We start from the raw sequence: 12,065 nt of genomic DNA, 5'->3' as shown, positions 1-12,065 counted from the left end.
TTTGTTTGATTTGTGATTCGGTCACGATTATACTCAGTCTTGTTTTTGGCAAACTAACTGAAAGGTTAGGACGCAAAGTTTCCGGTCTAAGGTTTTAAACTATGATAGCGGGACCGCTGATAAGCACATAATCTAGTGCTTTGGTTCACTTGCCTCAAACTAAAAGTATTTATTTTGTTCGGTTGTTAGATAATGCCTATTAGTTGTTCTTAGGGTGATATTTTGTTTATGCATACGTCAATGGCCTCCGGGAAGTGGTTGCCGATTGGTTGCTTAAATCATCATACCCAACTGTTTGTTGGAGATAGGGTGATTGTAACCTTTTATGACATGCAAGGAGAGCTAGTCGATTTATCATTCGAATACCCGATCAGTAGTTCCGATCAGGGTGAGCCTCATAATTGGCCACGTTCTGTTGCCGAGCATATAAATGTGCATGTTCCGCTGGTAAAAGCGGGCAAAATGACTGAACAAGGTTTAGTGGTTGCGTACCGTTCAAACCAAATTTATGCCCTTGAAGGTTCGGGCATTACGCATGTAAAAGTGGCGTTTAATTGCATCGCAAAATGTAAAGAGCGAGTGCAAGATAGTCTGCAAGATTATGACTATATATACCCACAAGCATGCAGCGATTACAGTGCAGGTGTTAAAGTACTGCAGCCAAAAACGGGCCATATTTATATGTGCAAACCGTGGCCATTTAGCGAGTTTTGTCGTGTTAAAGATTCACACAACCCGCTGTTTGAGCCAGGTGTAGGAAAAAGCTGGGCTATGGCTTGGCAGCAAGTATCGCATTAACAGTTTCCCCCTAAATGCTATTTTAGCATTGCTTAGCCCACTCAATTTGAGTGGGCTTTTTTAATACCAACCCGCAATAATACTTAATCATTTTGAGGGATTAAACCTGTCGCTAACTGCGTTAAAAATTTCTCATTTAGAACAACTAAATAACGAAATTTTTGCATTGTTATCAACGAGGTTTCATTGCCTCAAAATAGACTACTTAATTAAGCTGATTGGTATAATTCTGTGATAAACTGCCAGCAATTCGTTTTTTTATTTTGGTTTTTCTTGTGTCGTCAAATTCGTATTCTTTGTCTTTATTAGCGCATCCTCCTGTTGCAAAAAAACACCCTCAGCAATTAACTACACATCAACTGACGCGCACCGATAATTATTATTGGATGCGTGATGATGAGCGTGAAAATGAAGATGTATTAGCGCATTTAAATGCCGAAAACGATTATTGCGATAAGCAACTAGCCGATATAAAACCACTGCGCGAACAACTATTTAATGAGCTAAAAGACCGTATTGTTAAAGACGACAACACGGTACCAGTAAAAGATGGCCAGTATTGGTATCACTCAGAAGTACGTGGCGACGATGAATATGCACGCCATTATCGCAGCAGCTCAATAAAAGCGCGCGATAAGACCTTGTTGTTAGATGTAAATCAATTAGCCGACGATTACGAATTTTATGAATTAGGCGAAGTTGCAATTAGCCCTGACGAGCAGCTACTTGCTTACTCAGAAGACACCGAAGGTCGCCGTATATATACTGTGCGTTTTAAAAATATTGCCAGCGGTGAAATGTTTAGTGATGTGCTGGAAAACACCGAAGGCCAAGTGGTGTGGGCTAATGATAACAAAACGGTGTTTTATGTGAAAAAAGACCTGCAAACCTTATTGGGTTTTCAGGTTTACCGCCATGTTTTAGGCACCCCGCAAGCTGATGACGTACTTGTTTATGAAGAGCAAGATAAAAGCTTCTTTATGGGGCTTGGCAAAAGCCGCGATGAAAGCCTTATCATTATTGACCTTGCGACCACAGAAACAAACGATACTTGGGTGCTTGATGCGAATAACCCAGAGGGTGAATTTAGCGCCTTAATGCCACGCGAAGAAGGCCATGAATTCGATGTCGATAAGCTAGGTGATACCTTTTACATTGTGACCAACTGGCAAGCGAAAAACTTTCGCTTAATGACCGCGACGCAAAGCACCATTGCCGATAAAAATCGTTGGCAGGAGCATACACCGCATCGCGAGAACGTATTGTTAGAAGGGGTCGAAATTTTCAATGACTACCTTATCCTCACTGAACGAGAGCTTGGCCAAACACGTTTTGTGGTGGTGGATCAGCAAGCAGAGCGTCTTACTTTAGAGTTTGATGACCCTTGTTATTATGCTGCAATTGCAATGAATCCAGAGCCGAATGTGAGCTCTGCGCGTATTTACTATTCAAGCTTAACGACGCCAGGTTCTTTGTATGATGTTGATTTAAAAACAGGTAACAAAACCTTATTAAAACAACAGCAAGTGCTCGGGGATTTTAATCCAGAGCATTATCGCTCAGAACGCTTAATGGTTACCGCAAGAGATGGTGAGCAAGTGCCGGTTTCTTTGGTTTATCGTATCGACCAATTTAATAAAGACGGTACTAACCCAGTACTGCAATACGGCTATGGCGCGTACGGTATTACCATCGATCCTAGCTTTTCAAGCAGCTCACTAAGCTTGCTTGACCGCGGCTTTGTTTATGCGATTGCACATATTCGTGGCGGCGAAATGCTAGGTCGTCATTGGTATGAGCAAGGTAAAAAGCAAAATAAGCAAAATAGCTTTAGCGATTTTATTGATGTTACTCATGCGCTTACTGAGCAAGGCTATGCACACCCAGAAAAAGTATTTGCGTCTGGTGGCAGTGCTGGTGGTTTATTAATGGGCGCTGTGGTTAACCAAGCACCTGAGCTTTATTTAGGTATCGGTTGTCATGTGCCATTTTTAGATGTGCTAACCACTATGCTTGATGAGAGTATTCCACTGACGACCAATGAATACGACGAGTGGGGTAACCCAAATAATCCTGCGTTTTATGATGTGATTAAGGCTTACTCGCCGTACGATAATATTAAGTCGCAGGCTTACCCTAATATTCTCGTTACAACCGGATTCCATGACTCTCAAGTGCAATACTGGGAGCCAATGAAGTGGGTTGCTAAGCTGCGTGAACTTAAAACCGATGACAACATTTTGGTATTTAAAACCGACATGGATGCAGGTCATGGCGGCGCATCGGGTCGCTTTAAAAGCCTTGAGGAAAAGGCATTAGAAATGGCGTTTTTTATTGCTTTATTACCGAATTAAGGCTTAGATAAATAAGTAAATAAATTTTATAAGCGTAAACTTAAGTTGTATTTCAAAGGGGTGAGCATGTTTAAAGCCCATGGTGATTGGCGTTATTTTGTTGAGCCGCCAGTGATTTATGTGGAAGTTAGTGGCAGCTTTAATAAAGAAGCCGTTGCTTCATTTAGTATTGAAGTCGGTCAAGAAATCATGAAGTACCCTGAAAATTCAATTCAGTATGCTGTGGTTAATTTGGAACAATTTGAATTAGCAACTGCAGATAGTATTGAGATTGCAAAGGCTTACTTTCAGGCTGTAAAAGCGCGGGGTTACAAACGCGTTGATTATATTAAAGCTAATATCATTGCTCGCAATTTATTAGAGACAGTTTGGTCTGGCGTAGAAATGGATATTAACTTTCACCCAGATGCTGAAAGCTTTTTTCAAGCAAGACCCGAGTACGATAATTTAAGAAAGTGGTTAAAGTAATGCTTTCTAAATATAAAAAAGCCCTCATTTGAGGGCTTTTTCGTGTCAATTCTAAATATTAACCAAGGTAGGCTTTTAACATCCAAACAAGTTTCTCTTGTTCTTTAATGTAGTCGCCCATTAGCGATGCTGTACCTTCGTCATCTGCATCACCTGCTTGTGCAAGGATTTCACGCTGCATTTGAATAAGTGTGCTGTAACCTGCTAAAAGGTTTTCTACTGCAGCAGTACCTTCAGTAATATTTTTAGCTTCACTGATCTTGCTATCTTCGATGTACTCAGAGAATGCATGTACCGGTGTACCGCCTAACGTTAAAATACGCTCTGCAATCTCGTCTACTTTCTCAAGTAGTAAGTTATAAATTTCTTCAAACTTAAGGTGTAATTCAAAAAAGTTACGACCTTTAATATTCCAATGAAAGCCGCGTGCGTTCATGTATTGGATTTGGTAGCAGCTTAGTAAAGAGTTTAGTGAATTTACGATATCTTCACTTTTTGCGCTGTTTAAACCAATTGCATTTACCTGTGACATAGATTGCTCCTTAAAAAAACCGTTAAGTGTTTACTTGCTAGTGCTTGGTGTTAAGTATTAGCCATCTTGGCTAATCTGTAAAATGGTTTAATTCGAACACAGTGATAGGTTTTAGCTATCAAAGGTTGGTTTTGTCCATTTGTGCACTATCAACATAACTTTGAATTACTTTTATATAGACTTGGGGCAACTGAGCAAAAAATCTACCTTATTTTGCAAATATTCAAAAATTAGGCAGAAAGTATGATCTAAAACAAGGTTTGTACTCGCTGATAAATACGCCGATTTAGAACTTGATTTAGGTCAAAAAAACAACGAACCATAAGCGCATAATGACTTTACCGCATTTAACCAGGAGAAGAAAAATGGACGGTAAAACAGTTAAAGAAAGCAAAGCTGAAATAGTTGTTGTAGTGATTGCATTACTTGCATTTGTTATCGGTTTGGTAGGTCATCTAGCTGGTGCTAGCTTCGCAAACTTTGATACCTTTGGCTATATTGCTGCACCTGTACCATTGATCTTAGGGATCATTGTTTTAATCTCATATAAAGTGGCTGCAAGTGCTGAAGATTAAAGTATCACTCACTTTGATTTATAAGCTTAATAATGTAATCCATCACTTGGCGTGAGTAGATCATACTGGTGTGACTCAAATGAAACACCTTATGTTCTGCCATGCCATTGAGTTTGGTTTCATCTATCAAAACTGTACCATCAGAGACACTGCCTTTAGCAATCAGTGGCATTAGCCCTATTGGTAAGTCACCAGCAATACTATAAAGCTTGGCATTAAACGGCCAATCGCCATTCTCAGATAATAAAAACTCCACGCTATTTTTTAACAGCATTTCAAAGCCCTTTTGCTGCATTTGCTTAGCAATATGACTGCCTTTATGCGGGGTGCCTAAGGTGATCACCTTTTCGACATGGCGACTTTGAAGAGAATTGGCCTCTAAGTAAGCGCGAGCAACTAAGCCACCCATCGAATGGCAAACTAAGGCGGTAGGTTTACCACCGATAAAGCGATCAATCTTATCGAAAATTGCCGCTCTATCGGGAGAGAGCGTGTTATAGGTCAAATTGAGTATTTTTAGACCTGACTTTTCAAGACGCGCGCACAGTGGGCGCATCACAAAGCCTGACATATAAAGTCCGTGTAATACTACAACTTGCCTAATTGCCATCGCATTCCTTACATTAACTGTTGTGGTTTAATTTCGATATTTGCTGTATCTGAGCTAACCCATACTTCACCATCTTGAATGGTAATAGTGAGCTTAATATTGCGATCAGCTAAGTCGGCTAATGCCTGAGTCGCGGCATAATCGAGACTAAAAATACTTAAGTTTTTAAAATCATACAACTTAGGTTGATGTTTTTGCCACCAAATCGCTTGGTTATTTTCTCCGTAGGTATATAAAACAACTTGCTTCGACTTATTGCAGGCTTTTTTCAGGCGTTTTTCGTCTGGTAGCCCAAGCTCAACCCATAATTCAATTTCTTCGCTATAGTTAATGTGCCAAAGCTCAGGCTCATCATCGGCGCATAAGCCTTTAGTAAACTCTAAGCCTTCACGGGCATTTAGCGCAAAAGCCAACAAGCGGATCATCAAGCGTTGTTCGGTTTCTGATGGGTGTTGTGCCAGTGTTAAATTGAAATCTTGATAAATGTGGCGGTCCATATCGCTTAACGATAATTGCGCTTTAATAATGGTTGATTTAAGAGCCATAATTGCTTACTTGAAAAAATTTGCGTCATTATAGCGCAATTAATCTTACCGACGCTTAAATATCTCCAGCGAAACTTTTGATTAATCCTTATCTATTATCAAAAGCAGTATTCATAAACCTAAATTACGCCGGTGACATTTTAGTCACATTTACTTTGCTAACGTCTAAAGTTGATTAATTCGAATTCAATAATTAGGGCTATTTGGGAGGATGAAAGTATGTGCAAGTTATTGAAATCAAGATCATGGTTGGTGCCAAGAGGGACGCAATTATGAAAGAACAATTTAGACAGATACTCTGGTCATTTGCATGGCTATTGTTGAGTAGTTTGGCATTTTACTCTTACGCAGTAGAAGAGCCAGGGGCAATAACGGTTATTGTTAAAAATCAGACTACAGATCGACCACTTCCAAACGCACAAGTCATACTTAAGGAACGAGAAACCTCTGCAATACAAACCTTACAAACTGATCTACAAGGGCGTATTGCTGTTGAGCAACTCGACCCGGGCCTTTACTCAATAAAGATTACAAAAAGTGGCTTTGCGGCTTTATACGAACCAAGTATTCGCGTTGTAACTCGTAAAAATACGAAGGTTGAATTTGACCTTAGAGAACAAGCCATAGAAGTAGTTGAAGTAAGAGCCCAACAAGCTGATACATTTACTTCAGGCTCTAGCACCTATCTCGACAGAGAATCTCTGCGAAGTGCCGTGGGAGGAGGTGCAGATCCACTACTTTCTCTAGATGGATTGCCAGGTGTCGCATCTGACAGTGAATTTGCAAGTTTCAGTGTGCGTGGTCGAGGCCCAAGAGATAATTTACTCTTTGTTGATGATTTTCCTTTTGATAAAGCTATTCACTTTGATGCGACGTTAGGTGAAGAGGAAGATGTAGGCGGCGGTGGTCGCTTTTCTATATTTGCCCCAAATGTGATAAATGGAGCAGAATTTTCACCTGGCGGGTGGCAAGCAGCTTATGGTGGTCGTGCAGGGTCTTTACTGAAGCTAGAAGTGGCCGATGGTAACCCTAGTCCATCAGCAAGTTTTCGCTACGACCTTGCTGGTTATGAAGTAGGTTATGACGGCCCTATAAATATCACTGATGAAGCAACTATGCTTTTTTCTGCAAGGCGGTTAGATTTTGGTGCCTTGTTTGAAACTATCGAAGAGCTAGATATTGGTGAACCTGTTTTAAGGGATATTATTTTTAAATCAGTGATACCCATTAATCAAAATAACACTTTTGAAGTGTTACTCATGGATACGCATGAGAAATATACTCGTGGCGTTGAGCATGTTTCTGAATCACCTAATTTTGAAGATACTGCATTGCAAAATGCTGAGCAAGATAGTGACTTGTATGGTTTAACATTGACCACGTTACTTGGTGAAACCGCTGTTTTGACTAATAAAGTTTACTACCGAAAAAGTGATAAATTGAGCTCTGAAGGTGAGGCTTATCCAGATTTTGTGCCCGAGGGAACGCCAGCTTCTGAATACCCTATTCGAGAAGACATTATCACTATATCTGAAGGTGAAACAGAAATTGGTTGGAGAAGTGATTTCGAGGTAGAAAATCAATTAGGGATGTTGAGCGTCGGTGCCCGAATTACGCAAATTGAACTAGATTACAGCACCTTTTTAGATGGTGAATGGAGTCGGTATGTTTATGATAGTGACGATTATAGACCAGACCCACAGCAAAAGTTTATTGTACTAACCCCTGAAAGCCTTAATTCAGTCACGTCTTTGAAAGAATTAAACTATGCAGGCTATATAGAACAAATTTTTGAAATGGGTGATTGGGATTTTGGTACAGGTTTACGATTTGAACGAGATGGGTTTGCTGATGAAAGTTTTATATCACCTCGATTCAGCATTAACTGGATGCCAAGTCAAAAGGTAAGGTATTTTGCAACGGCGGGGTTATTTCATCAGTCACCGCGATATTTAGAACTTGCAGCTAACGAGACTAATAATCTTAAAACTGAAAAAATTACCCATACGAGTGTTGGTTTTAAATATTTCCCTAATGCCAACTGGTCATTACTAACGGAAGTTTATTATCAGCAACTTAGCGACTTAGTGGTTGACCTAGACCGTACCAGTGGAACTTATGCAAATGATGGTGATGGTACTTCATATGGTGCTGATTTTGTGCTTAATGCTACTATTTTCGAAGGTCTTTACGCCAGTGCAACCTATTCTTACAATGATGCGGTCGTAGACCGAAAGGATGGTTTTGGCGACGTAGCTGCTGAATTTAGTCGTGAACATGTTGCCACGTTAGGGCTGACATGGGAAATAAGTGACCGTTGGAAACTTGCTGGACGATATAAATACCTTTCTGGCAGACCAGATGACATATTTATTGTACATGAAGATGTTTTGGGGCCAGGACAGCCTTTACGTTACTCTAAGGAAATTACAGAGCGTAATGTTGGCCGTAAAGAAGGATCAGGCTCATTGAATGTTCGTGTAGATTACCGACGTGCCTTTGGTCCTATTGATGTTACCGCCTTCCTTGATGTTATAAATGTCACGGCAGCTTCATCAGCTGATGACACTGAGTTTGATTACCGCCGAGGAATTGAAGTCGTTGACGATAGCGAAGCTGAACCGCTGATCGGATTGCGATTAGATTACGCTTGGTAAGGAAGAAAAATGCTAGATGCTTTGAATACTGAGCCGATCAGAGCTTTGATTGTTGAAGATAATCGTGACATTAGTGCGAATATTGCTGCGTATCTAGAAAGGCACTGTTATCTCTTGGACTTTGCTTATGACGGTATAAGTGCAATGCAACTAGCGATGAACAACAAGTTTGATGTCATTGTTTTAGACCTAATGCTTCCAGGGATGGATGGCTTACACTTTTGTCAAAAGTTGCGAGCTGAAGCTGACGTTGAAACACCTGTACTTATGCTCACTGCGAGAGACACGCTTGATGATAAACTGAGAGGGTTTGCAGTCGGAGCCGACGATTATTTGGTTAAGCCATTCGCATTGCAAGAGTTACATGTGCGCCTGCAAGCTCTTTATAAGCGGAGTCACGGTAATACCAACAAGATATTGACTGTGTCTGATCTAACGATGAATAAGTCCACCTTGCAAGTACATCGTGCAGGCCAGCTTATTGAGCTTAATCCTGCAAGTATGAAGTTATTGCAGCGGTTAATGGAGGTATCTCCTTCTGTTGTTACACGCGATAGTCTCGAAACTTTATTATGGGCAGATGAGCCTCCCGATGGTGATGCGCTTCGTTCGCACATGTACAAGTTAAGACAGGCAATTGATAAACCATTTGATACACCATTGATTCATACAGTGCACCGTATCGGCTATCGAATTGCAAAGGACGTGCAATAATGTATCGGCATAGTTTGCACAAACGTGTCGCTATCGCGTTTGCAATGTGTGTGGCTGTGCTCAGTATTGCATGGGGGTTTGCTTTCTTTGCTGCAATAAGATTGAGTGAAGATCGCGTGCTAACCCAGCAATTGCAAGTTGCATCAGATAACTACCCTGCTATTACTACAAATCTTAAGGCGTACGATAAAGTAGATAACTTACCTCAATCACTTCAAGCGTGGGCGCAAACAAATCCAGCAGTAGGCTTGTATGAATTTGATAGCGAAGAATTACATGTTGCCGTAATTGATACAGGCAATGAGCAGTCACCTGGGTTTGTAGTGTTTGATGTCGCGCAGATTGAGGCTTCTTCGTCAGAGGATTGGTGGTTATTACTTATTATTAGCAGCCTTGTAGGAACATTGGGGTTATTAGGCTTTGGGCTTGGAATTGTTGTGATGCGTCGAGCTTTGGCTCCCGTAACTCAACTTGCTAAAGCTGTGGCCGACATTAATCCTGAGCAATTATCAAACGAAGATTACAAGCGTATACATGCTAACCGATATACAAATGATGAAGTTGGCATGCTCGCAAGTACAATAGAGCAGGCTTTTGAGCGAGTGAGTGCATTCATCGCAAGAGAACGCTATTTTACAGACTCAGCAAGCCATGAATTGCGCACACCAGTGACAGTCATTACCGGTGCCCTAGAGCTTTTAGAACAAAGCCAATTGACTCCTGCCGATATGAAGGTGCTAGATCGTGTAAGGCGGGCAACACACGACATGAATACAATGATCGAAATGTTTTTGTGTCTTGCTCGTGAAACTGATGATGGCTTGTATGATGAGCAGTTTTTAGTAATGCCACTGGTAAGAAAAGCAGTAGAGCAGCAACGCTATTTGTTAAACGGTAAGCTCGTTGGTGTTGAACTTGATGAGCTCGCCAATCCCATAATTTATGGGCATGCACAGGCATTTTCTATTGCGATTAATAACCTGGTGCGAAACGCGTTTGAGCATACCCTTGCAGGACAGGAGCCGATTGCAATTTTGATTAAAGAGCATGAATTATTAATCACTAATCAGTTCAGTGACGGTGATGCCCAACATACGGCGACTGAAACAGCCTCTCATGGCTACGGCTTAGGTTTAGGTATTGTGCAACGCTTATGTGAGCGCAATGGTTGGTCATTCTCACTGCATGCAGATACAGCGCATGTAGTCGCTCGTCTTTCGTGGTGATGGAAGGCATGATTTTATTTTTAAACAATCCTGCTTGATGTAGTAAACTATACCTATCAGCAAAATCCCCATGGCGTTAGCCTTTAAAATAAAGAGCTTAATAATCTAATGAGTAGAACAGGAATACAGTGGTTCCCGGGTCACATGAACAAAGCCCGAAACGAAATTAAAGAAATCATGCCACAGATGGATGTGATCATTGAGGTACTTGATGCCCGTATTCCTTATAGTAGTGAAAACCCAATGGTTACTGCGCTGCGTGGCGACAAGCCGGTGATCAAAATCATGAACAAGGCGGACTTGGCTGATCCTAAGTTAACGCAAGCTTGGAAAGACTACTTTGAGCAGCAAAGTGGCGTAAAAGCGATTGATTTTGGTAATGATAAAGCGGGTGAAGTACATCGTATTAATGAGCTTTGTAAAAAATTAGTGCCGCATAAAGTAGGCGCTGATAAACAAATTAAAGCCATGATCATGGGTATTCCTAACGTTGGTAAATCAACTCTTATTAATACCTTAGCTGGCCGTATCGTGGCAAAAACAGGTAATGAACCTGCGGTAACCAAAGCGCAGCAACGTATTAAGCTTGACGATGGCATTATGCTTTACGACACACCGGGTATGTTATGGCCTAAAGTAGAGAACGAAAACTCAGGTTATCGTTTAGGGGCAACTGGCGCTATTCGTGATACCGCTATCGACTACGAAGAAGTGGCAAGTTACACCGCTGAATATTTATTGCAAGCATACCCAGAGCTTTTAAAAAGCCGCTATAAAATTGATGAGCTACCAGAGTCTGACTGGGAGTTTGTTGAAATGGCAGGTAAAAAGCGTGGTTGTATCCGTGGTGGTAATCAAATCGATACTTACAAAATGTCTGAAATTCTTATTAACGAATTACGCGATGGCATTATTGGTCGTATTACCATGGAAACACCAGCTATGCGTGAAGAAGAAGAGCAAATGGTTGCTGAGCTTCGCGCTGCTGCAGAGGCGAAAAAAGCCGCTAAAGAAGAAGAGAAAAAGCAACGCCGTGCACGTGCACGTAAGAACCGTCGATAAAGTTAATGCATTAATTTTTAGACATAAAAAAAGCCCTGCAAGGGCTTTTTTAGTTTCATATCTACCGTCACCGATATGAGCAATGTAGCAAGTAAAATAAGTAGGGTCGCTTATATGTCGCCAATATCAAGGGGCGTTGCCATTAGTAACATATAAGCTAAAGCTTTAACGTGGCGACACGCGTTTCTGGGGAGAAACAAATTCAATCTGAACAAGTCATCATACTTCGCTTGGCTTGTTGAGATTAATTATCAATTAGGTTTGCGATGCTGTCAACACCTTTTTGAAAATAATTCTCATTTAGTTTGAGTTGCAGATTTGGTACGAATTTTAGACATAAAAAAAGCCCTGTAAGGGCTTTTTGAGTTTCATATCTACCGTCACCGATATGAGCAATGTAGCAAGTAAAATAGTAGGGCGATCACCTGTTGCCAATATCAAGGGGCGTTGCGATTAGCAACAGGCGATCTTAGCTTTATCGTGGGCCACACGTGTTTCAGGGTCGAGAAACAAATCAGTTTATT

Annotated in this window: 11 protein-coding genes and 1 riboswitch; of the genes, 8 read left to right on the top strand and 3 right to left on the bottom strand. The window is 41.0% G+C overall.

The genetic code is table 11. The annotated features are described in order from the left end of the window. Positions 1-37: 37 nt before the first annotated feature. A riboswitch (cyclic di-GMP riboswitch) is annotated at positions 38-121 on the top strand. Positions 122-228: 107 nt separating this feature from the next. The 3 genes from PASHI_RS16040 (at position 229) to PASHI_RS16030 (ending at position 3,620) form a co-directional block, all read left to right on the top strand. Next, on the top strand, positions 229-798 hold the full coding sequence (locus PASHI_RS16040; protein WP_062566323.1) for a hypothetical protein: 570 nt from the start codon (positions 229-231) through the stop codon (positions 796-798). A 275-nt stretch (positions 799-1,073) separates the two neighbouring features. Further along, positions 1,074-3,152 (top strand): S9 family peptidase, encoded by a 2,079-nt coding sequence (locus tag PASHI_RS16035; protein ID WP_062566322.1) that lies wholly within the window; start codon positions 1,074-1,076, stop codon positions 3,150-3,152. A 66-nt stretch (positions 3,153-3,218) separates the two neighbouring features. Further along, the gene (locus PASHI_RS16030; RefSeq protein ID WP_095209738.1) at positions 3,219-3,620 is read left to right on the top strand and encodes a hypothetical protein; all 402 of its coding nucleotides are present in this window, start codon (positions 3,219-3,221) and stop codon (positions 3,618-3,620) included. A gap of 58 nt (positions 3,621-3,678) precedes the next feature. Here the strand turns inward: PASHI_RS16030 and PASHI_RS16025 are convergent, their stop codons facing one another. After that, the gene (locus PASHI_RS16025; protein ID WP_054562953.1) at positions 3,679-4,152 is read right to left on the bottom strand and encodes a Dps family protein; all 474 of its coding nucleotides are present in this window, start codon (positions 4,150-4,152) and stop codon (positions 3,679-3,681) included. Between the two features lie 365 nt (positions 4,153-4,517). Between PASHI_RS16025 and PASHI_RS16020 the strand changes: the two genes are divergently transcribed. After that, entirely contained in the window at positions 4,518-4,727 is a 210-nt protein-coding gene (locus PASHI_RS16020) for a hypothetical protein (protein ID WP_054562952.1), read from the top strand. Positions 4,728-4,731: 4 nt separating this feature from the next. Here the strand turns inward: PASHI_RS16020 and PASHI_RS16015 are convergent, their stop codons facing one another. After that, positions 4,732-5,337 (bottom strand): PGAP1-like alpha/beta domain-containing protein, encoded by a 606-nt coding sequence (locus tag PASHI_RS16015; RefSeq protein ID WP_062566321.1) that lies wholly within the window; start codon positions 5,335-5,337, stop codon positions 4,732-4,734. 8 nt (positions 5,338-5,345) lie between these two features. Further along, positions 5,346-5,882, bottom strand: coding sequence for a YaeQ family protein (locus tag PASHI_RS16010; RefSeq protein WP_054552313.1), 537 nt, complete (start codon positions 5,880-5,882; stop codon positions 5,346-5,348). A gap of 272 nt (positions 5,883-6,154) precedes the next feature. Here PASHI_RS16010 and PASHI_RS16005 point away from each other — a divergent pair, with 272 nt between their 5' ends. The 4 genes from PASHI_RS16005 to ylqF all read left to right on the top strand — a co-directional run bounded on the left by PASHI_RS16005 (position 6,155) and on the right by ylqF (position 11,541). Continuing rightward, on the top strand, positions 6,155-8,539 hold the full coding sequence (locus PASHI_RS16005) for a TonB-dependent receptor (protein ID WP_062566392.1): 2,385 nt from the start codon (positions 6,155-6,157) through the stop codon (positions 8,537-8,539). 9 nt (positions 8,540-8,548) lie between these two features. After that, entirely contained in the window at positions 8,549-9,253 is a 705-nt protein-coding gene (locus PASHI_RS16000) for a response regulator transcription factor (RefSeq protein ID WP_082710961.1), read from the top strand. Beyond that, complete coding sequence (locus PASHI_RS15995) at positions 9,253-10,479, top strand: sensor histidine kinase (protein ID WP_244269407.1); 1,227 nt, start codon at positions 9,253-9,255, stop codon at positions 10,477-10,479. Before PASHI_RS16000 ends, PASHI_RS15995 begins: the two co-directional genes overlap by 1 nt. A gap of 108 nt (positions 10,480-10,587) precedes the next feature. Further along, a complete protein-coding gene (gene ylqF, locus PASHI_RS15990; protein WP_058586080.1) occupies positions 10,588-11,541 on the top strand; it encodes a ribosome biogenesis GTPase YlqF in 954 nt (317 codons plus the stop codon). The last annotated feature ends 524 nt before the right edge of the window (positions 11,542-12,065 follow it).

Origin of the sequence: Pseudoalteromonas shioyasakiensis, from assembly GCF_001550135.1 — a bacterium.
Classification (GTDB): Bacteria; Pseudomonadota; Gammaproteobacteria; order Enterobacterales; family Alteromonadaceae; genus Pseudoalteromonas; species Pseudoalteromonas shioyasakiensis.
The sequence above is the reverse complement of the archived record's forward strand: the minus strand, read 5'-3'. Positions and strand labels throughout refer to the sequence as shown.